This window comes from Mucilaginibacter rivuli (assembly GCF_019391655.1).
GTDB classification, from domain to species: domain Bacteria; phylum Bacteroidota; class Bacteroidia; order Sphingobacteriales; family Sphingobacteriaceae; genus Mucilaginibacter; species Mucilaginibacter rivuli.
This window is the reverse complement of the sequence record NZ_JAHXPQ010000005.1, coordinates 48,343-71,544: the sequence shown is the minus strand read 5'-3', so window position 1 is coordinate 71,544 and position 23,202 is coordinate 48,343. Positions and strand designations below refer to the sequence as shown.

At 42.8% G+C, this 23,202-nt stretch carries 16 protein-coding genes and 1 tRNA gene; 16 read left to right on the top strand and 1 reads right to left on the bottom strand.

The genetic code is table 11. The features are described from left to right. The first annotated feature begins 36 nt into the window (after positions 1–36). Together KXQ82_RS12890 and KXQ82_RS12885 are read left to right on the top strand one after the other, a co-directional pair. On the top strand, positions 37–1,824 hold the full coding sequence (locus KXQ82_RS12890; protein ID WP_219488807.1) for an ABC transporter ATP-binding protein: 1,788 nt from the start codon (positions 37–39) through the stop codon (positions 1,822–1,824). A 129-nt stretch (positions 1,825–1,953) separates the two neighbouring features. Continuing rightward, positions 1,954–2,280, top strand: a complete 327-nt coding sequence (locus KXQ82_RS12885) for a DUF3276 family protein (protein WP_219488806.1) — start codon at positions 1,954–1,956, stop codon at positions 2,278–2,280. 54 nt (positions 2,281–2,334) lie between these two features. On the opposite strand, the gene mgtE is transcribed toward KXQ82_RS12885, so the two are convergent. Further along, complete coding sequence (mgtE, locus tag KXQ82_RS12880) at positions 2,335–3,705, bottom strand: magnesium transporter (protein WP_219488805.1); 1,371 nt, start codon at positions 3,703–3,705, stop codon at positions 2,335–2,337. Positions 3,706–3,928: 223 nt separating this feature from the next. Between mgtE and ychF the strand changes: the two genes are divergently transcribed. From ychF to KXQ82_RS12810, 14 genes are all read left to right on the top strand, one after another. Then, positions 3,929–5,026 (top strand): redox-regulated ATPase YchF, encoded by a 1,098-nt coding sequence (gene ychF / locus KXQ82_RS12875; RefSeq protein ID WP_219488804.1) that lies wholly within the window; start codon positions 3,929–3,931, stop codon positions 5,024–5,026. An 81-nt stretch (positions 5,027–5,107) separates the two neighbouring features. Continuing rightward, a tRNA-Arg gene (locus tag KXQ82_RS12870) sits at positions 5,108–5,179 on the top strand. A 126-nt stretch (positions 5,180–5,305) separates the two neighbouring features. After that, on the top strand, positions 5,306–5,887 hold the full coding sequence (locus KXQ82_RS12865; RefSeq protein WP_219488803.1) for an RNA polymerase sigma factor: 582 nt from the start codon (positions 5,306–5,308) through the stop codon (positions 5,885–5,887). Positions 5,888–5,997: 110 nt separating this feature from the next. Beyond that, entirely contained in the window at positions 5,998–6,969 is a 972-nt protein-coding gene (locus KXQ82_RS12860) for a FecR family protein (protein ID WP_219488802.1), read from the top strand. An 8-nt stretch (positions 6,970–6,977) separates the two neighbouring features. After that, complete coding sequence (locus tag KXQ82_RS12855) at positions 6,978–10,421, top strand: SusC/RagA family TonB-linked outer membrane protein (protein WP_255563651.1); 3,444 nt, start codon at positions 6,978–6,980, stop codon at positions 10,419–10,421. Positions 10,422–10,431: 10 nt separating this feature from the next. After that, positions 10,432–11,991, top strand: coding sequence for a SusD/RagB family nutrient-binding outer membrane lipoprotein (locus tag KXQ82_RS12850; protein ID WP_219488801.1), 1,560 nt, complete (start codon positions 10,432–10,434; stop codon positions 11,989–11,991). A gap of 32 nt (positions 11,992–12,023) precedes the next feature. Beyond that, a complete protein-coding gene (locus KXQ82_RS12845; RefSeq protein WP_219488800.1) occupies positions 12,024–13,601 on the top strand; it encodes a DUF5689 domain-containing protein in 1,578 nt (525 codons plus the stop codon). A 16-nt stretch (positions 13,602–13,617) separates the two neighbouring features. After that, positions 13,618–16,071, top strand: a complete 2,454-nt coding sequence (locus KXQ82_RS12840; protein ID WP_219488799.1) for a bifunctional YncE family protein/alkaline phosphatase family protein — start codon at positions 13,618–13,620, stop codon at positions 16,069–16,071. Between the two features lie 376 nt (positions 16,072–16,447). Beyond that, on the top strand, positions 16,448–17,086 hold the full coding sequence (locus KXQ82_RS12835) for a peroxiredoxin family protein (protein ID WP_219488798.1): 639 nt from the start codon (positions 16,448–16,450) through the stop codon (positions 17,084–17,086). A 29-nt stretch (positions 17,087–17,115) separates the two neighbouring features. Then, positions 17,116–18,351 carry a sterol desaturase family protein gene (locus KXQ82_RS12830; RefSeq protein WP_219488797.1) on the top strand — a complete coding sequence of 412 codons (1,236 nt, stop codon included), beginning with the start codon at positions 17,116–17,118 and terminating at the stop codon, positions 18,349–18,351. Positions 18,352–18,384: 33 nt separating this feature from the next. Continuing rightward, positions 18,385–19,167, top strand: a complete 783-nt coding sequence (locus KXQ82_RS12825; RefSeq protein WP_219488796.1) for a hypothetical protein — start codon at positions 18,385–18,387, stop codon at positions 19,165–19,167. Between the two features lie 79 nt (positions 19,168–19,246). Then, positions 19,247–20,776, top strand: coding sequence for a glutamine-hydrolyzing GMP synthase (gene guaA, locus KXQ82_RS12820; RefSeq protein ID WP_219488795.1), 1,530 nt, complete (start codon positions 19,247–19,249; stop codon positions 20,774–20,776). Beyond that, a complete protein-coding gene (locus KXQ82_RS12815; protein ID WP_219488794.1) occupies positions 20,733–21,983 on the top strand; it encodes an ABC transporter substrate-binding protein in 1,251 nt (416 codons plus the stop codon). The genes guaA and KXQ82_RS12815 overlap by 44 nt, the downstream gene beginning before the upstream one ends. Further along, on the top strand, positions 21,980–23,143 hold the full coding sequence (locus tag KXQ82_RS12810; RefSeq protein WP_219488793.1) for an RsmB/NOP family class I SAM-dependent RNA methyltransferase: 1,164 nt from the start codon (positions 21,980–21,982) through the stop codon (positions 23,141–23,143). Before KXQ82_RS12815 ends, KXQ82_RS12810 begins: the two co-directional genes overlap by 4 nt. The last annotated feature ends 59 nt before the right edge of the window (positions 23,144–23,202 follow it).

Below are 23,202 nucleotides of genomic sequence, written 5' to 3'. Positions count from 1 at the left end.
CTTCAAACCAAAACCAATGGCTACCTTTGATATAGGATGAAGCATCTTGCCTATTTAAATAAATTTTTCTTCAAATACCGCTGGAAATTGATTCCGGGAGTATTGTTTGTAATCATCAGTAATGTATTTGGCATTTTGCCGGCACAAGTGGTTAGGCTTGCCTTTAATTTGGTTACCGAAAACATAGGCATTTTTCAACTGTTCGATGGCTTTGGCAGGCAGTCTATCGTGTCGGATATATTTGGGTCGAGCTTGTTTTTGTTTGGTGTGCTGGTGCTGGTACTTTCGCTGTTGCGGGGGCTGTTCTTGTTTTTTATGCGGCAAACTATTATTTTAATGTCGCGCCATATTGAGTATGATATGAAGAACGAGATATATACCCATTACCAGGAACTATCGCTCGCCTTTTTCCGTCGCCACAATACCGGCGACCTGATGAACCGCGTTACCGAGGATGTTAGCCGTGTGCGGATGTACCTTGGCCCGGGTATTATGTATGCGATAAATACAGTAACCTTGTTTATGCTGGCCATAGGTGTAATGGTTTCGGTAAATCCCAAACTTGCTTTTTTTTCGCTATTGCCGATGCCCGTACTGGCTTTTACCATATTTTATGTAAACAACATCATCAACTCGCGTAGCGAAAAGATACAACAGCGGCTTTCGGCACTATCAAGCTTTGTACAAGAGAATTTTTCGGGTATCCGTATCATCAAATCATACGTGCGCGAAAACTTTGTGCGTGGCAGTTTTGCAGCCGAAAGCGAAAATTATAAAACACACAGCATGGAGTTGGTGCGCGTGCAGGCCTTGTTTTACCCCATGATGTTGTTGCTGATAGGTTTGAGTAGCATCATCACCATTTACATTGGCGGGGTTGAGGTAATGAAAGGCAATATAACACCGGGTAATATTGCCGAGTTTATTGTGTACCTGGCGCAGTTAACTTTTCCGGTAATATCATTAGGTTGGGTAACATCGCTTACGCAACGTGCGGCGGCATCGCAAAAGCGCATCAATGAGTTTTTAAAAGAGCAGCCCGAAATTATATCGCCAACAAACGATCGCATCGCCGTAAAGGGTAAAATAGAGTTTAAGAATGTTACCTTCAGGTACCCTGAAACAGGCATATTGGCTTTGGATGATGTATCTTTTGTTGCAGAGCCCGGCCAATTGATCGCTATTATTGGCCGTACCGGTTCGGGTAAATCAACTATAGCTAATTTACTGATGCGGATGTACGATACCAATGTAGGGCAGGTGCTGATAGATGATAAACCTGTAGATACCATTAACCTGAACAGCTTCCGGTCGCAGGTAGGTTTTGTACCCCAGGAGGTTTTTCTGTTTAGCGATACCATTGCCAATAATATAGCCTTTAGCGCCGATACACTTAATATGAACGATGTGGAACAAGCTGCAAAAGATGCTGCTGTTTACCAGAATATTATTGAGTTTGAAGAAGGCTTTGCTACCATGATAGGGGAGCGCGGTGTTACCCTTTCGGGCGGGCAAAAGCAGCGCGTATCAATAGCACGGGCTATTTTTAAACAACCACAGGTATTGATATTTGATGATTGCCTGTCGGCTGTTGATACTAAAACTGAAGAGGAAATTTTGAATAACCTTGGCGGGATAATGCAAAACAAAACCAGCATTATTATTGCGCACCGGATATCGACCATAAAAAACGCAGATAAAATTTTAGTGTTAGACCAGGGTAGGATACTGGAGCAAGGCACACATCAACAACTGATGAATGCAAAAGGCGCCTATTTTGAACTGTACGAAAAACAGTTACTTGAAGAACAGGAAGCCCCTTAAAAACAACATTCTGTTATTAAAATGCCTATAATATTGAAGATTTTATAATATTATAACACATTTTATACTTGCACTTTTAAAATTTTTATATATTTATCCCAAACTAATCTTAATTAACGACACTAAAATATGGGAGATTTTGAGAACAGGGAGCGTGAGGAGGTTTTTTCGAAGAAGGTAAGAGCCGGTAAAAGAACATATTTTTTCGATGTGAAAGCCACACGATCAAATGATTATTACGTTACCATAACCGAGAGCAAGAAAAGATTGGAAGATGGCGTTTTTGTTAAACACAAGATATTTTTGTACAAAGAAGACTTTGAAAAATTTGCCGAAGGATTGAAAGATACGGTTGACTATATTAAAGCTAACCAGGAAGTAGTTGAAAAACGCTACGAATACAGTGAGTTTAGCGAAACCGCAAAAGCCGGTGACGATTTTTCGTTCGAGATATAAGTTAAAGTATAAAAAATATATGCCCTGCCTGTAAAGGCGGGGCTTTTTTGTTGGTTATAACAATACCCCATGCATTATGCTTACGGCTATGGTAAAGTAGATAATGAGGCCCGTAACATCAACCAGGGTAGCCACAAATGGGGCCGATGAGGTTGCAGGATCGGCGCCCAGACGTTTGAGCAACAACGGCAGCATAGACCCGGCTAATGAACCCCATAATACTACGCCTATCAGCGCTAAGCCAACGGTAAAGCCAACCAATATCCAATGCGGGCCGTATATGGTCGAAAAAAGCGTCCATGCAAATATCCTGCAAAAACCTATTATGCCTAAAGTTACACCCAGTAACAAGCCCGATATGATCTCGCGGCGCATTACACGCCACCAATCGGCAATGGTAACTTCACCCAATGCCATGGCTTGTATAATCAATGTTGAAGCCTGCGAGCCGCTATTGCCGCCACTTGATATAATAAGCGGTACAAAAAGCGCCAATACTACAGCTTTGGCTATTTGTTTTTCAAAAAAGCCCATGGCCGTAGCGGTAAGCATTTCGCCCAAAAACAAAATGATCAGCCAGCCTACACGTTTTTTTACCAGTTTGAGCAAGGGCATATCCATATAAGGCTCATCCAAAGCTTCGGTACCACCTATCTTTTGAATATCCTCGGTATATTCCTCGTTGGCTAACCACAAAATATCATCAACAGTTACAATACCGAGCAAAATATTTTCATCATCGGTAACAGGTAAAGCGGTGCGGTTGTTCATCCTGAATACATTAATGGCTTCCTGTTGCGGGTCTTTCACGTTAAGTGCTATCAACCGGTTATCCATCAGTGCGCTTACCTTGGTTTCAGGTTCAACCAATAATATTTCACGTATCCGTATATCATCCAGCAAAACACCATTACTGTCTATCACATATAAAACATCAATGGTTTCGGAGTTTTTGCCATATTTACGCAGGTGTTGTAATACACGCGTAACATCCCATGTTTTTTTTACAGTAATATAATCGGGCGTCATCAGGCGGCCTACACTATCTTCTTCGTACCCAAGCAGCATCAGCGCTTCCCGCCTGTCGGCAGCGCTGAGTGTTTGTATCATTGCCTTTACTGCATCACCATGTAACTCACTAAAAAGGGCAGTACGGTCATCGGGTGGGAGCTTGTTGATGATCTCGGCTATTTTGGCCCCCGACAACTTTTTTATCATCCGCTCCTGCGTAGGGAAATCGAGGATACGGAATACGTTTACCGCACGGTTGAGCGATAGTATCTCAATAAATTTAGGGCCATGTTCAGGGAGTTCGTCTATCAGTTGTTCAACGTCAGAAATATTGAGGTTGTTCAGATGTTCACGGAGCAGATCATCATCTTTTTTTTCCAGCAACAATTCTATTTGTTCAACCATTTCTTCCATAAGCCCGTTTTTACATATTTAGCATCGTGATTTTTTCGCTCGCTAATATGGTGAAAGTCCTTTACTTTTTTCGGATTACAAGGCAATAAATTATCTTATCTTTGCGCCAAAATTGCTGTAGTTGCTAAGTTATCGGTTATTGAGTTGTTGCATATCAATTAAGATATGCACCTTCCAAAGAACCAGTAATTTAATAACTCAAATAACTAATAACATAAAAAAAATGGGTTTACAGTGTGGTATAGTAGGTTTGCCAAATGTAGGGAAATCAACACTTTTTAATTGTTTATCAAACGCCAAGGCGCAGGCGGCTAATTTTCCGTTCTGTACCATTGAGCCAAATGTAGGTGTAATTACCGTTCCGGATGAGCGGCTTACCAAACTGGCCGAGCTGGTAAATCCTCAGCGTATTGTGCCAAACGTTATCGAGATAGTTGATATTGCCGGTTTAGTAAAAGGTGCCAGCAAAGGCGAGGGATTAGGTAACCAGTTTTTAGGTAATATACGTGCAACAAATGCCATTATCCACGTTTTGCGTTGCTTTGATGATGATAACGTGATCCACGTTGATGGTTCGGTCGATCCGATCCGTGATAAAGAGATCATTGATACGGAGTTGCAATTAAAGGACCTGGAATCGATAGAAAAGAAAATACAAAAAGTTGCTAAAGGCGCGCAGATAGGCGATAAAGAGCAAAAGAAAGCCTTTGAGGTATTAACTGTTTATAAAAACCATTTGCTATCGGGAAAGTCGGCACGTACCGCCCCGGTTGCCGATGAAGATAAGGAATATGTTGATGACCTTTGGCTGCTTACCGCTAAACCGGTTATGTATGTTTGCAATGTTGAGGAGAAATCGGTAAACACTGGTAACGCTTACGTAGAAAAGGTAAGGGAGGCTGTTAAGGATGAGAACGCGCAGGTGCTGATCATATCGGCACAGATAGAATCTGAAATAGCACAACTGGACTCATATGATGAGCGCCAGATGTTTTTAGATGACCTGGGCTTAAGCGAGTCGGGCGTTACACAGTTAATTAAGGCTGCATACAAGCTTTTAAACCTGGCTACATACTTTACTGCCGGTGTGCAGGAAGTGCGTGCCTGGACAATAACACAAGGTTTTACAGGGCCACAGGCCGCGGGTGTTATCCATACAGATTTTGAGAAAGGCTTTATCCGTGCCGAAGTAATAAAGTATGATGACTTTATCAAATATGGCTCGGAGGCGGCTTGTAAAGAGAATGGCAAACTAAGCGTTGAGGGTAAAACCTACATAGTTGCCGATGGCGACATTATGCACTTTAGGTTTAACGTATAAGAAGAGAAGCAAGAATCAAGACTTTTTAATCTTGGCTCTTGATTCTTACTTCTTGCCTCTAAAAAAGTATATTTGCATATTGCTTCCGTAGTTCAATGGATAGAATTATGGTTTCCGGTACCATCGATATGAGTTCGAATCTCGTCGGGAGCACTAAAAACGCAGTTCTAATGTATTAGGGCTGCGTTTTTTATTTGAGGTAAGATTTGGTGCATTAATATAAATTTAACATAATGGTTTTATTGCCGAAATGTAGCTAAGCCTATTTTTGTTGGCATCATGAGTACAGTAAGCATGCCTGTTTTAAATACGCTGGATGGTTTTGAAAGCATATTTAAAGAAAACTATTCACCACTGTTCAGGTATGTAAACGGACTGATAAAAAACGAAGCTCTTGCAAAGGATGTCCTGTCTGATCTTTTTCTTAATCTTTGGCAGCAAAAAGATCAGCTGCAGATAAACAACTTAAAACCCTACCTTTTCAGAGCTGCAAAATATGGTGCTTTAAAAGCCATTACTGCCAGCAGGCAAACAACCAACCTGCCTGATGATTTGTTCGATATCCCAACGGATACCTATAATCCGTTCGAAAAATTTGTAGCCAAGCAATCGATCAGGATAGTTGAGGATATGATCAATAACCTTTCGCCTTTACGCAAACAGATCATAGAGCTACGTTTGCTTGGACTTAAATATGCTGAAATTGCAGAAGCCCTGGCTATACCTGAAAAAAAAGTGGAGTATAATTTACGCGAGGCAATGGAGCAATTAACCAAAGCAATTAACCACAGCGATTTGGACAAAGCAAGTATTGCCGGTGGTATGTTACTTATCAGCTTGGTGTTTAATATTCTTAACTAACACCCATAGTTTGAGGGATAAGTCGCCTCCTTAAGTCCATTAACAAAAACTTAACAAATACTTAATTATTTCTTTTGGTGGAAAAGCCGGTTGCGTGCTCTTCTACATAAATGAACACAATAAACTGGGAACTTTTAATTAATTACATTAACGGCGATTGTAACGACGCCGAGATGTTACAGGTACAAGAATGGTGCGTCCTACAGCCCGAGCACCGTTACCTGCTTACTTACCTGGAACGCCGCCAGGCACAGTTGCTGCAACCCCTTAAACAAAGCGATATTGAGGAACAGTGGTTGCACCTGTTAAACAGGATGTTTCCGGTTACGGAATCAGTAGCAAGCCCAAAAAGCGGAACTAAACATTACTGGTTTACCGGGTTAGCGGCCAGCCTGTTGCTATGTAGTGTGCTTGGGTGGTTTTATTACAGATCGGCTGCCATAGGTGCCGATAAAATCCAGGTTGTACATACCAATACGATTAACCGTGGTAATGTTACCCTGCCCGATGGTACCATTGTTTACTTAGCCCCAAATTCTGAACTCAGCTTTAAAAACTTTAACGGGCCAAAGCGCGAAGTTAATTTAAACGGTGAAGCGTTTTTTGATGTAAAGCACCTTACCAAAAAACCTTTCATTATTTATACCGGCAATAAGCTATCGGTTACGGTATTAGGTACCTCGTTTAACGTATATGCACGTAAATACATGCCTGCCGAAGTTAAGGTTGCCACCGGCCTTGTTGGTGTTATAACCAACAATAAAACTCATTACTTAAAAGCCGGTCAACAACTCATTGCCAATGCTGATAATAATATAGCTGTTAAAACGGTAGCCGTTAAAGATGCATTGTCCCTGCAAACCGGTACGCTCTTTTTTAACAACAGTAACACAACCGAAATTGCTGTTAAGTTACAGCGCTGGTATAATATAAACGTAAAGGTTTTATCAACCTGCAAAAATGCACGCCGCTTTAGCGGCGAAATGAAAGATACCGGCATTGCCGACCTTTTAAAAGGCCTGCGTTACGCCACCGGTATCAACTACCGATTTGAAACCCCCAACACACTTATACTATTCTGATCTTCATTATGAAACAATCCCTACTTTTTAAATTTAGAAAACCCCTGGGCGTACTACTGCTCATGTGGCTGTGCTCCCTATCCCTATGGGCACAGGTTAAAATGCCCGAGCAGCTGAATTTTCAGCAAAAGCGATTAAATGTTCAAACGATAGCCGAGCGCCTGAAAAGCAAGTATGGCTTTAAGGTATCCTTTGATGCCGAAGTAAATATGTCACAGATAGTAACATTGGCTTCAGAAAATATCTCTTTTGATAACCTTGCACTAACCCTGCAACATGCCGGCATCGGCATTAAAAATATTGATGGCAATATTGTGATCAAAAAGCTTGAGATCATCTCGGTAAGCGGTACAGTAACTTCAGCTACCGATAAAGAGCCTCTGCCGGGCATTACCATAACCGATGCCGGTAAAAAATTCCTCGGTTCTACAGATATTAATGGCAAGTTTTCGATACGCATACCCCGTGCTACAACTGTTAATTTTTCGCTTATCGGGTTTACTTCCCAGGCACAAGCGTATAACAGCAGCGTTATGGGCGTTAATATCGCATTGGTGGTAAGCACTTCGGCATTAAGCGAGGTTGTAGTTACAGCATTGGGTATTAAACGCGAAGAAAAAGCCCTCGGCTATGCCGCAACGGTAATTAAAGGCGAGCAATTAACCGATGCGTTATCGGCCAACTGGACTGATGCCTTATCGGGAAAAGTTGCGGGGCTGAACCTTATACGTTCAAATAGCGGTCCCCTGGGGTCGAGTAAGATCATTTTACGTGGCGAAAATAACCTTACCGGCGATAACGAAGCCTTAATAGTACTTGATGGTGTTGTAATGAACAACAGTAGCGGTAAACGTACAGCTAACCCTGGAGAAGCCGCTTATGGTACCAGCAGCGACAATATGCCTGCTGATTACGGCAGTAATATCGATGACCTGAACCCGGAAGATATTGAAAGTGTAACCGTACTGAAAGGGCCAAGCGCTGCCGCGTTGTATGGGCAGCGGGGAGCCAATGGCGCGGTAGTAATCACCACAAAATCAGGCAATCCAAAACGTAAAGGTTTTGGTGTTAGCATTAATTCAAATACCAATATGCAAAGCGTGAACCGCTGGCCCGATCTTCAATACCAGTACGGGCAAGGTACAGGTGGTGCAAATTATTATTCGTATGGCGCAGGCCCTGACGGGGCGAGCACCAGCGGCACAAGCTCGGCTTACGGGCCAAAGTTTGACGGCCAGATGTTTTACCAGTTTGACCCTGTTACCCAGAAACAAGGGCTAACACGTACACCCTGGGTGCCATATACCGATGCCATTCACCACTATTTTGAAACCGGGCATACATTTACAAACTCCATTAGTGTTGATGGTGGTACTGATAAAACAACAGCCCGTTTTTCGGCAACAAATGTTGTAAATAAGTGGATAGTACCCAACACGGGCTACGATCGCAACACGGTAGCGATGTCGGTAAATTCCAAAGTGAACGATAAGCTTACCATATCATCAAAAGTATCTTACAATAACATGAATAGCGATAATCTGCCCGGTGCGGGTTATGGTAACCAATCTATTATGTATTGGTTTATTTTTTGGCAACCCAATGCTGACCCGAACTGGCTGAGAAACTATTGGAAGTTAGGGCAGGAAAACAGGGTTATAGAATATCCATACAGCTCATTTCCTGAAAACCCATATGCCGTATCTTACGAGTTTATTAATAAAACTAACCGTAACGCCATTACCGGCAACGTATCTGCCAATTATCAAATTACAAAAGCCCTTAGCTTATTGTTAAGAACATCGGTTGATATGAGCTATGAACAGCGCGAGCAAAACCGCCCGTATGATGCAGGTTCAAAGCTGGTGCGTGGTTCATACCGTTCACAAAACATTTACTCTCAAGAAATAACCAGCGACTTTTTACTGCGCTACAACCAAAAAATAACGCATGATATTAAACTAACTACTTCGGTTGGTGGTAGTGTGCTGGCTAATAAATATAATAAAGATGAGGTAAGGGCCGATTCTTTAACCTATCCGGGTATCTATTCGGTATCAAACGCGGCCGGCCCTTTGGTTTATCTTCCGGATAAAAGCAGGTATGCCATCAATAGTTTATATGGTGTGATAGACGGGTCGTACAAAGATTACTTGTACATTGAGTTTACAGGCCGCCAGGATTATACCAGTGTTTTGGCAACACCTTCGCGCCATTCAAACTCGGGATTTTTTTATCCGTCAGTGAGCACAAGCTTTATCCTTTCGGACTTTGCTAAAATGCCTAAAGCTATCACCTACGCAAAATTAAGGGCATCATTTGCCGGGGTTGGCAGCGGCGGTACAACAGCATACATCACATCATATAATTACAGCATCGCAGGGGGAGGTTTGTACCCCGGCGGAGCATTACAGAACCCTACATTACTACCGGATTTTGATTTGAAGCCCTTATTAACCACCACTTATGAGGTTGGTGCCGATGTGCGGTTACTTAAAGACAGGTTGAATTTTGATATTACCTTATATTCCGGCAATACCAAAAACCAGATACTATCACGTATTGTTGATCGCGCTTCGGGCTACGCGCAGGCGCTTACCAATATTGGGCAGGTGAATAACAAAGGCATCGAACTTTCATTAAATGCTACCCCTGTAAAAACAAAAAGCTTTACCTGGACTGTATTCGGTACATTCTCTGCTAACCGTAATAAGATAGCCGAGATAGCAGATAGTTCAGTTGTGTTAAGAACAGGCGCTGTAGGTGGCGGCCAGATTGTTGCTACAGTTGGCGGCAGCATGGGCGATCTGTACGGTAACGGTTACCTGCGCGCACCTGACGGGCAAGTGGTTTATGATGCAACCACGGGCTTTGCCAAATTATCGCCAAACCTGGTTTACCTGGGCAACACAGTGCCTAAATACAAAGTAAGCTGGGGCAGTAATTTTACCTATAAGCAATTCCGTCTTAATGTATTATTCGATGCGCAGCACGGTGCTGTGGCGCACTCGCTGATGAACTATAAAATGGTTGAGCAAGGAAAACTTACCAGCACATTGCCGGGCCGGTATAGTGGTATTATAGGTAATGGTGTAATTCAAAATCCTGATGGAAGCTACCGCCCTAACAATGTACTTACTTACGATGTAGATAATTACTACCGCTCACAAATGGGCTCGGATAACGCCGAAGGCAGTACATTCAGTACTGATTTTATCAAATTCCGCGAAGCAAGGATAGACTACTCTTTACCGGTGAAGTTATTAAGCAAACTGGGTTTACAAAGTGCCAGAATTGGTGTGTATGGCCGCGACCTGTACATCTGGTCGCCCTGGCCAATGTTCGATCCTGAATTTGGTACCCTGAGCGGTACAGATATCGTTACCGGCTTTGAGATAGGCCAATTTCCATCAAGCCGCACACTGGGTATCAACCTAACTGTTGGATTTTAATTTAAGAACAATGAAAAACAAGATATATAAATTCATTTATACCGCAGTTGTACTGATGGCCCTACTGCCATCTTGTACTAAAAACTTTGAGAGCATCAACACTGATCCTATCAATACGCCCAATGCTTTGCCACAGCAATTGCTGGCCCCTGCATTGGTAGCCACAGTAAGTGCCAATATGCTGCGTAACCGTAATTTTAATAACGAGTTAATGCAGGTTACGGTAAGCGAAACAGATGCCGAAGGCACAGTTTTCAGGTACGATTTTCCAAAATCAACATCTGATAACCTATGGAACAACTGGTACCTGCAACTTACCAATTTTAAAGATATCTACAACATATCGAGCCAGCCGCTCAATTTCAATAAATCCTACCAGGGCATATCATTAGTTTGCCAGGCCTGGATCTATTCGCTATTAGCTGATACCTATGGAGATGTGCCTTATTCAGAATCAAACCTGGCACGTGATAGCAGTATATTTAAACCTAAATTTGATGCGCAAAAAGATATTTACGCGGGTATCTTCCAGCAATTGGAAACTGCTAACACCTTGCTTTCTGCCAATGTAGCAATTGTAGCCAGCAGCGATCCTGTTTACAAAGGTAATATCACCAAATGGCGCAAGTTTGGAAACTCACTTTATTTACGCTTACTGTTAAAGCTATCGGCAAAAGCCGATGTTGGCCCTGCCGCTCAGGCCAAAATAGCGCAGATAGTTAATACCAATGCTTCTACATATCCTATCATGACGAGCAATGATGACGCAGCTATATTGCGATGGACAGGCGGTGCATATGTGTCACCTTATCAAACTGTACGTGAACAAGATTGGCGCAGCCCGGCAATAGGTAGTTTCTTTATTGATCACTTGATTACATGGAATGATCCGCGCATCAATATTTCTAATTATGCTACTGCAGGTTTTAACGCCTGGGGTATAGCGCAAGGTTCGGGCGGTTTTTCGGGTGTGGCCAGCGGTTATCCGGCAGGTAGTGGCGATCCTAAAGAATCATATTTTTATTCCAACACTTCGGCGGTAAGTCTTCAAACAAACCAGTTAACAGGCCTGATCATGAATTACAGCGAATTGCAGTTCATACTGGCCGAAGCTGCTGCAAAAAGCTACATCACAGGATCGGCACAAACGTATTGGCAAACCGGTATTTTAAGCGGGCTTGTATTTTGGGTACCTACCTGGCCTAACCCAACAGCTTCGGGTATCCCGGTAACGGCACCTACAATTAACAGCCCCGAATTTCAGACATATTTAACCAATGCGGGGTTGAGCTGGAACGATACGGCGCCACTTGATAGCAAAATGGAAACTATCCATTTACAAAAATACTACGCGCTGTTTTTAGAAGATATGCAGCAATGGTTTGAGTATCGCCGCACAGGCCACCCCGTGCTGCCAAAAGGTGCAGGCTTAAAAAATGGCGGCATTATGCCGGCAAGAATGGTGTACCCGGTATATGTACAATCGGCCAATCCTACCAGTTATAAAAATGCAGTTACCGTGCAAGGGCCCGATCAAATATCAACTCAGGTTTGGTGGCAAAAACCATAATTAAACATTGATCTGTATCAAATAATTAAAAAATGAAAAAAATAACTTTTTACCTGGTATTATCAGTTGTGGTTTTAACCTGGGCAGCCTGTAAAAAAGGCGGTAACTATCCCGGCGGAATAATAAGCCCATATATACCGTTGTATGACCTTCGGAATATTTATAAAGGATCTGACGTTAAACTTACAACTGATGTAATGTATGGTTCCGACCAGATCACGGGTATCGTAGTTTCTGATTATTCCGGAAATAATATGCCTGCCGGAGGATACCTTGTTGTTCAGGACCATCGTCGTTTATCGTTATTAAGAGGTATCGCTATCCCTATCGGAGCAGCGGCTGCTGCCCAATATTCATCGGGCGACTCGGTGTCTGTTACCGTTAACGGCGGCACCCTAACCAGGGCCGATGGCATATTGCAGATAAAAAATATTCCTGCAAGCGCGGTAGTAAAGATATCGAGTGGTAACGCTATTGCACCAAACCGTGTACCCAGCAGTTCGATACTTAATGATCCATCTACGTACGAAAGCACATTGGTTGCAATCGTTAAAGGAGGGTTTGATCCACTACCAACACCCACAGATCATTTTGTGGGAGATAAAACAGTGAATGATGGTTTTGAAAACATTACGCTGCATACCGATACAACTGCAAAGTTTGCCAATACAGCTTTGCCAATAACCGCTAATTTTTACGGCATTGTTTTTACCAAGGCAGCAGCAGATGGAAAACTGACACCGCAGATACGTATGCGAAAAGGCGATGACTCGCAGGTGTTGAGTTCTGTTATCGAAGTAACCTCGATCGTGATCAGCGGTTTTATTAATGACGTTGTAGGTGGCGATGGTAATTACGAATACATTCAGCTATTGGCCACCCGCGATATTGATTTTGCGGTTACCCCATACTCGGTTGTTGTTACCAACAATGCGGGGGCGTCTGTTCCGGCAGGTTACCCTGCAAACGGTTGGGCTACAGGCGGAGGTTCCGCATCGCCTGCAACCATGTTCAGAACCTTTAAATTTAACCTCACTACAGGTACAGCAAAAAAAGGTACTTTCTTTTACGTTGGCGGCGCAGGTAAAGCCATTAACGGCTCTGCATCTACAACTATGACCGCGTCAAACTGGATCAGGGCCTTTGATTACACCAAGGCAGATGGCGACGGCTTTGGCGCCCGTAACGGTGGCTTTTTTGCCAATAGCGGCAATGCCTTCGGTATGGCCGTATTTGAAGGAACAACAGTAACCAAAGATACACAGCCTATTGATGTGGTATTTGTAGGATCAGGGGGGCAGCTGTTTTCGGCAGGGCCGCCGGCTGTGGGCTATAAAATTGCCAATACAGATCTTTATGATGTGATCAATCCAATCACGCTGCAATCTCAGCCGTATTACCGCCAGGGCTCTAATACCTTGTGCTTTGCCTATACTACACCTGCCGATCTGGGCTTTTACTATAAACTTGGCGGTATTTATAACCCGCGTTTGGGTAAATGGGTAAAGGCCCGCACGCAAACCAATATTCAGTTAACCAAGCAATCAACTCTTGATCAGATAGAGGCGGAGTATCCGGCGGGTACTGTGGCTACAAGTCTTAAAAATTAAACAAAGGGCTAATCCAATGAATACACCTAACAAGCTAATAACAAGCGCTCTTGCACTGCTGCTATGCACAGCTCAAATCGCAATGGCACAAACACCCGGCAAAGTGAAAGAAAGCGGGCAGGTATTGTTGCCCAATGGCTGGAAGCTAAGCCCTGCAGGCCGACAGCTACAATTGGGCGATCTGCCACTCAATATGCAGCTTAGTCCTTCAGGTCAGCTGCTTGCTGTTACAAATAACGGGCAAAGCATTCAATCGCTGCAACTGATAGACCCGCAACAGGAAAAGGCGCTTTCTGAAATTGAATTAAAAACGGCTTGGTATGGCCTGGCTTTTAGCGGGGATAATAAAAACCTGTATGTATCGGGCGGTAATGCAAATGTGATATTAGATTTTGACGTAAGCAACCGCAAGTTAAAAACCCCGGATACCATTAAACTGGGGGAGCCCTGGCCAAAAAGCAAGATATGCCCCGCCGGAATTGCGGTAGCAAAAGACGGCTCGCGCTTATATACAGTTACTAAGGAGGATAACAGCATTTACACCGTAGATCTGAAAACCAGGAAAGTAATATCGGCAGTACAATTACCCGAACTTGCATACAGCTGTATATTATCGCCCGATGAAAAAATACTGTATATTTCTGTTTGGGGAAGCGATAAAGTAGTTACGTTCGATACACGTTCTCAAACAATTGCCGGATCGATAACTGTTGGAAATCATCCCAACGAGTTGTTGTTAAATAAAAAAGGGAGCTTGCTATACGTGGCAAACGCAAACGATAATTCAGTTTCGGTAATTAATACGGTTACGGGTAAAGTGTTAGAAACATTATCCGCTACATTATTCCCTACAAAACTTACCGGTTCAACAACAAACGGTTTGACGCTTTCATCAAACGAAAGAACCTTATATATTGCCAATGCCGATAATAATTGCCTTGCCGTATTTGACGTATCGTTGCCGGGTAACAGCAAAAGCATGGGCTTTATCCCGGTAGGCTGGTATCCAACCAATATCAAATTGTTAGGCAATAAAATATTAGTTAGCAATGGTAAAGGCCTTACATCTATGCCAAACCCCCAGGGTCCACAACCCTATTCTAAAGATGATAATAGCGGGGTGCATACCGGCAGTACAGCTAATAACCGTTTGCAATATATCGCGGGCTTATTTAAAGGTACCTTATCAATAATTGATGAGCCTAAAGAACAGGATCTGAAAAATTACACCAAACAGGTGTATGCCAACACGCCTTTTACCAACGATAAAATAATGATGGCCGCCGGCGAAAAGGGTAACCCTATTCCGCGCAAAAAGGGAGAGAAGTCGCCTATTAAGCATGTGTTTTACATCATTAAAGAAAACCGTACCTATGATCAGGTATTGGGTGATGTAAGCAAAGGCAATGGCGATAAATCGCTTTGTTTATTTGGGGAGCGGGTTACACCCAACCAGCACGCTATAGCCGATAACTTTGTGCTGATGGATAATTTTTATGTTGATGCCGAAGTAAGCGCTGATGGGCATAACTGGAGTATGGCTGCTTATGCTACCGATATTGTTGAAAAAACCTGGCCTACTACCTATGGCAACAGGGGAGGCTCTACCAGCTATGAGGGAGGCCGCCCTGCATTGTACCCACGCGATGGTTATATATGGGATTATTGCCAACGCGCCGGGTTAAGTTTTAGGAGCTATGGCGAATTTGGCGAATTTGGCAGAACCAAATATAAAACCTTAGAAGGGCATATGTGCGCCGCCGCGCCGGGGTTTGACCTTGACATAACCGACCAGGTGCGTTACGATGCCTGGGCGCATGATTTCGATTCGCTGGTGGTTGCTAACGCTGTCCCTAATTTAAGCACGGTAAGAATAAGCAACGATCATACCAGCGGGCAAAAGAAAGGGAAGATAAGCCCGATTGCCGCTGTTGCCGACAATGACCTGGCCGTGGGGAGATTTATAGAACATTTATCGCATAGCCCTATCTGGAAAGAATCTGTTGTGTTTATAGTGGAAGATGACGCGCAAAATGGTCCCGACCATATTGATGCGCACCGTTCGCCGGCCTATGTAGTTGGCCCATATGTAAAGCGGAACGCCGTAATACATAGTATGTATTCAACCTCGTCGGTGCTCCGCACCATTGAGTTGATACTTGGTTTACCGCCAATGAGCCAGTATGATGCGGCTGCCTTACCTATGTACGAATGTTTTACTGCCACACCCGATCAAACACCATTTAAGGTTTTACCTGCACAAGTTGATTTGACAACGCGCAATACTGCAACAACCAAAAGCAGCAAACGCTCCGACGGATTTAACTTTAAAAGGGAAGATGCCGCGCCCGATCTGGCACTTAACGAAGTGATATGGAAATCGGTTAAAGGGGAAGACTCTGTTATGCCATCGCCCAAACGCAGCGCATTTGTTATCCCCGAAAAGAAAAAGGAAGATGACGATGATTGATAAAGCGCATGAATAATATCAAGATCCATTGCTTTTATTTGGAATATGAAAAGACCCGATGGCTTATCCATCGGGTCTTTTTAGTGCGAATAAAAAATATTCACCTATAAATCAATTATTTATATTTAATTATATAAATTCTATAGATTTAGTAGAATATATATTCGTATGTTTGTATTGTAATTAAAAACGAACATATCTTGAAACATTGTAAAAACATATCACAATTAACACACCCTTATAAAGGTGGTATGATAATGTGTTGTTGTAGCTGAAGAGACAGCCTTCCGAAATGCGGCTTTGCCGTGAATAACACCGGGTGCAAAACCGGAAATTTTAATAAAAACAACACATTAACCATTTTACATTTATTATCATGTCATCCAGATCAACATTCCCTCAATTCGATATCCTTGAAATATTACTTGAACGCGATTTTGAATTTAAACACTATAAAACCCTGAGGCCTGCAAAAACTGGTTTTGTTATCCCCGGCTTTTCTTTCGCGAAAGATTTTGGCCGTTGGGCTCAGTTTGCAAACGGATCAGAAACCCGCGGGCCCATATTTAATAATCAGTTGTTAAATAAGCCCCTGGTTATCGCTTTTTACTCACATCATTGGGGTAAAAAGGGCCTGGAGCAATTAGTGCACCTGAACAATATACAGCGCGAAGTAAAAGCCAATGGCGGCAACCTGGTAGTAATTAGTCCGGAACGTCCGCAAGCATTGGCCGATGTGGCATGGGAACATAGTTTATCACTCAATTTTTATTTCGATTATAATAATAGCCTTTCCAAACAATTTGGTGTATATGATGAGAAGAGGCCGGTATGGAACCAATTTACGGGTATAGACGAGGATGCCCCGCTATTGGCCACCTATGTGTTAAATACTGCCAAACAGATCACTTATCAGCATATCGACTGGAATTTTGAAAATAATTTCAGTGGGGAGGATGTACTATCGGCAATTTATGAGGCCGGTACTTATAAAAATAACCTGCGTTCGGCTTAATATCCATTTAAGCTATTTTATTTGAATTGATGAGCAGTACTTATCTTGCTTTTGCAATACCGTTCTTTATCATTTTAATGCTGGCGGAATATTATGTGGCTAAAAAACGTAAGCTAAATGCTTTTAACCTTCATAACTCCATCGCTAATGTAAGCATAGGCATAGCCGAAAGATTAACCGATATATTGGTTTCGGGCTCATTCTATTTTTTATATGACTATCTGCAACATCGCTTTGGTATATTCCATATCAAAGCAGGCGTTGTAATTTGGATACTACTTTTACTGCTGACTGACCTCATTTGGTATTGGTATCACCGCCTGGCGCACGAGGTAAACCTGTTTTGGGTGGTACACGTAGTACATCACCAAAGCGAAGAGTTTAACTATACAGTATCGGCGCGAATAACGGTACTGCAAGCCCTCGTGCGCACAGGGTTTTGGTGTATTTTGCCCATCATCGGCTTCCCTGCCTCTATGATCACGGTAATGCTGCTCATCCACGGCCTGTACCCATTTTTTGTACATACCCGCGTTGTTGGTAAACTGGGGATATTAGAAAAATTCATGGTTACCCCATCGCACCACCGCGTACACCATGCCTGTAACGAGCATTACCTGGATAAAAATTACGGAGATGTATTTATTATCTGGGATAAACTCTTTGGTACCTTTGCCGAAGAGGATGAAGAGCCTGTTTACGGCCTTACCAAACAATTGCGCACTTATAGTTTTTTATGGCAGCACTTCCATTTCCTGATTGAGCTTTTCATCACCGTAAAAGCGCAATCCTCATTAAAAAACAAGTTCAAAGTTATTTTCGGCAGCCCAAATCTTATCGACCCTAAGGCACGTGATAAGGCCGAGCGTATCTTCAGCGTAAAGCAAACCAAAGTAAAACTGCACGAAGGCCTTAATAGCTACGTGATATGGCAAATAGTGCTATTAATGATATGTGTAAGCGGGTTTATATTTTTTGAAACACACTTAAGCAATGCTTTTAAATTGCTTTTTACCACGTTTACCATATTGAGCCTTATTAACTGCGGCGCCATTATGGAACAAAAAAAATGGGTGTTTAATGTGGAGTTTTTGAGATTACTGACTATCATCAGTATTGTTTGGCCGTATTGTGCCGGAATACCGCTAAGTACGTTTGCTATCGCGATAAGCTTATTATTGTTGGTGCTGTTTTACAGGACGGTACAAAGTAGGTATTTGGCTGTAGTTTATGCCGATGACCAAAATAGTAAAGCTGTTTTGTAAATTATATTTATATTTAAACATAAATATGATGTTATGAAATACAAGTACCCCCTGTTACTCATTATTATTGGTTCGCTAATTTGGGCTTCGTGTAAAAAAATACCGGGTTACAGTATCGTTCCCGGCAGTAGTACAGGTAACGGAACAAGCACCGGAACCGGCGGGGTAACTAACGGAACTACTTATCATACATCAACAATGTACAATACCGGCCCGGTGCGGGTATTTTCAAAATCGGGCGAAATATTAGATACTGCCATTATAGGCAGGTTTGCCAGGCGCTATTTTACAGGCGGTGGTAGTGGAAGTACTTATTTAAATGGTTATAACGGGCCTAACAAACAGGGCGACTTCTCTATTCAACTGGGTGCCGGTACCGCTGCTTTAATCATGGGAGGCGGTTATATTTCAACAAAAACAAAATTTACGGGCAGCGATATCAGGATGACAACAACCGACTCTATCATTGATCCCTTGTCCGGCAACGATCCTCTTTTTTTATATAATTTTAAAAAGAGCCTTGGCAAATATACACCCACCTACGACATGTTATTTTCCCCCGGTCAGGGTGGTAACCCCTTTAGCTTTACTGTACGCAACTACCTGACCGATTATTACGCAACACAAAGCGGGGCTACGCTACTTTATCCTTTAATATGTGGGACAGTGGCTGTCGATCTTACTGCTCCGGGTGTAACCGGGACGAGTAGTACCGGCTTTATTATAAACAATAAATTTAGCGGAATTGGTAACAATGGTTTAAAAACAGCCGATACCGTAGTGCTCCAGGAGTTTAATGTGGTGCTGGTAAAGTAGGAGAGGATACAACCTTATCAACATTCCCCACCTTGATAACTTCTCTTTTCCCTTTCCGTTCAAAAAACTATCTTTGCCCATGCAAGAAAAAATCATCATTCTTGACTTCGGGTCGCAATTCACGCAACTCATTGCCCGGAGAGTAAGAGAACTCAATATTTACTGCGAGATCCATCCATTCAATAACGTTCCTGAGTTTGACGAAACCGTAAAAGGTATTATCCTTTCAGGTAGTCCGTATTCGGTACGGCAGGCCGATGCACCGCATTTTGATTACAAACGCTATAAGGATCAATTCCCTATTTTGGCAGTTTGCTATGGCGCGCAATACCTGGCACACTTTAATGGTGGCGAGGTACAGGCATCAAGTACCCGCGAATATGGCCGTGCAAATTTGCAATACATAAAGCCCTTTAACCCATTGTTTAAGGATGTGCCTGCAAACTCGCAGGTATGGATGTCGCACGCCGATACCATTGTAAGCATAGCGGATGATTTTGAAGTAATAGCCAGTACAGATTCGGTACGTGTTGCCGCTTACCAGGTTACCGGCTCAAAAACATACGGTATCCAGTTTCACCCGGAGGTAACGCACAGTACCGATGGTAAACAATTGCTGCAAAACTTTTTGGTTGATATTTGCCACTGCGTACAGGATTGGACACCCGACTCATTCGTAGAAACAACAATTGCCGAACTGAAAGCCCAATTAGGTGATGATAAAGTAGTATTAGGTTTATCCGGCGGTGTCGATTCATCGGTTGCAGCCGTATTGCTGCACCACGCCATCGGTAAAAATCTGCATTGCATATTTGTTGATAATGGCTTGCTCCGTAAAGATGAGTTTCAATCGGTATTGGATTCATACCAACACATGGGCCTTAACGTAAAAGGGGTTGATGCTAAACAAAGATTTTACGATGCTTTAGCAGGGTTGTCTGATCCTGAAAAGAAACGCAAAGCTATTGGCCGCGTATTTATTGAAGTATTTGACGATGAAGCTAACCAGCTAACCGATGTAAAATGGTTAGGGCAGGGTACAATTTATCCCGATGTGATCGAGTCGATTTCAGTTAAAGGGCCATCGGCAACCATAAAATCGCACCATAACGTTGGCGGTTTGCCCGATTTTATGAAACTGAAAGTGGTTGAGCCGCTTAAAACTTTGTTTAAAGACGAAGTACGTAAAGTAGGCCGCAGTTTAAAAATAGACCCGAACATACTGGGGCGGCACCCTTTCCCCGGCCCGGGATTAGCTATCCGCATACTTGGCGATGTTACGCCCGAGAAAGTTGCCATTTTACAAGAAGCTGATGCGATATATATAAACAATTTAAAGAGTGCCGGGTTGTACGATAAGGTTTGGCAAGCGGGTACTATATACTTACCTGTACAATCGGTAGGGGTAATGGGCGATGAGCGCACCTACGAAAATGTGGTTTGCTTACGCGCGGTAGAATCATTAGATGGTATGACGGCCGATTGGTGCCATTTACCTTATGATGTGCTGGCCAAAATATCAAACGAGATCATTAACAATGTTAAAGGCATTAACCGCGTAGTTTATGATATCAGCTCTAAGCCACCGGCTACAATCGAGTGGGAATAAATGGTATTTGAGTGTATTGATCTGTGTGGTTATTGGTGCTTGTTCGCCAAAGATCACCCAGACAGTTAAACCCTTGCCTAAGCCGGTGGTGGAAACCAAGCCCGTAAAGCCTGTAACACCACCGGTAATTGCTGCACCGGTTGTTCGCAACATCGCTTTGCTGCTGCCCTTTGATTTGGATAAACTTGATTTTAGCCCATCGGCCAATAGCCAGAATTTAAACCAGGCTGCACTTGCCGCCGATTATTACCAGGGTTTTAAGTTGGCACTCGATTCGCTTACTGCTAAGGGCTATAATTATAAATTACAGGTATTCGATTCGCGCGGCGAAGCGTCAGAAGGGCATAGCCTTGCGCTTAACCCAAAGGTGCGCAGCAGCGATTTGATCGTTGGTCCGGTTTTTCCGGAAATATTGAAAAGCTTTACGGCTACTATGGGGGCATATCCAAAACCCATTGTATCACCACTTTCGCCGGCCTCACCAGCTGATTATAAAGATCCAAATCTCATCACGGCTATGCCGCCTTTAGCCTATCATGCGGTTTATATTGCTAAATACATTACAGAACGCATCAGACCGGTTAAGGTATTCGTGCTAAAATCGGGCTACAGCGAAGAAAATAAGTTTATACTGCCCTTTACGCGTTCGATGGATACCTTAAGTAAAAAGGGGATCACTGTTATATCTATTGTTGTAAGCCGGGGTAATTTAGACATGCTGATACCTCAATTATCCAGATCATCCGAAAACGTATTTATAGTACCCGCAACCGATGAGCCCTTTTTGCTGGTAACATTACGTTCGCTCGAAAAACTTGCGCAAAGCTACCCTGTTACACTTTTTGGTCACCCTAATTGGATAAAAGCGAGCTTTTTACAGACTGAGTTATTGCAGCATCTTAAAACGCACATCACCACATCTGATAGGGTAGATTATAAATCGGCCGCGATCACCGCGTTCATTCGCAGCTACAAAAAGGTTTACCACATTGAGCCGACAGAATACGCGATAAAAGGATTTGATGAAGGCTATTATTTTGGTAACTTGATCAGCACAAACCCTAATGCCTTTAAGCGCCTGGACCAAAACAATTACACAGGTTTACTTAACGATTTTAACTTTAAAAAGTCGGAAGGTAACGGGTGGATAAATACACATGTAAGGATGCTGCAATACCAAAACTTTGATTTGAAACCCATACAATGAAAGCCTTTAATCAATTAAAAACCTTTCATCGTATTTTAGAAGGTTACCGTGCCGATTCACCATTAGGGAAGTTCTTACCTGGCTTTTATCGCCTAAACAAGCAAATGGGCAGTAGTGACAGGCGTGTTGCAAACCGACTCATCTATAATTACTTCCGTTTGGGTAAGGCCATTATTGATGTTGTACCCGAAGAACGCCTGTTTGTTGCTGAGTTTTTGTGTAATACGCAAAGCAACTCTTTCCTCGCTCATTTTAAACCAGAGTGGGAAGCCTGTATCAGCTTTAGTTTGGATGATAAACTCGCTATGGTAAAGCAGGTCTATCCCAACTTTAAACTGGAAGATGTTTTTCCCTGGAGCGCTGCGCTTTCGCCATCTATTGATAAAGAAGCATTTTTAAAATCATTCTTCACCCAGCCCGATCTGTATATCCGTATCCTGAAAGGCTTTGAAACCAAGGTAAAGGCTACATTAACTGATGCCAATATTACCTTCAGGGAAGAAAGCCCCCAATGCCTCGCTTTACCCAATGGCACACGGTTAGAGAATATCTTTACCGATCAGCATTTGTTTGAGGTGCAGGACTTGTCATCACAGCAGACAGCCAATTACTTTAAGCCCAATAAATGGGAACATTGGTGGGATGCCTGTGCCGCTTCGGGTGGGAAAACACTACTACTGCACGAATTGCAGCCTGATTTGAAACTGGTAGTATCTGATATCCGCGAAAGTATATTGGCTAACCTTGATGAACGCTTCCTGAATGCCGGTTTACGTAAATACCAGAAAAAGATACTCGACCTGACTAAAACCGCTGACCCTGAACTGCATAATTATGAGTTTGACGGTATTATATTAGATTCGCCCTGCTCAGGCTCAGGCACCTGGGGCCGAACACCCGAAATGATCAGTCAGTTTGAGGATTATAAGATACAGTCGTTTAAAAACCTGCAGCAAAATATCGTTCCTAATGTTATCAAATACCTAAAGCCGGGTAAACCGCTTATCTATATCACCTGCTCAGCCTTTAAAGCCGAGAATGAGGATATGGTAGAGTTTCTGGTTAAGGAATTAGGTTTTAAATTAGAAGAGCAGGTAACGCTGAAAGGCTATGAACACAGGGCGGATACCATGTTTGTAGCGCGATTGATTAAAAATTAATAATTACGTTATTGCTGATATTTTTTCATTTGCACATTTACTTATCCGCACACTTGCAC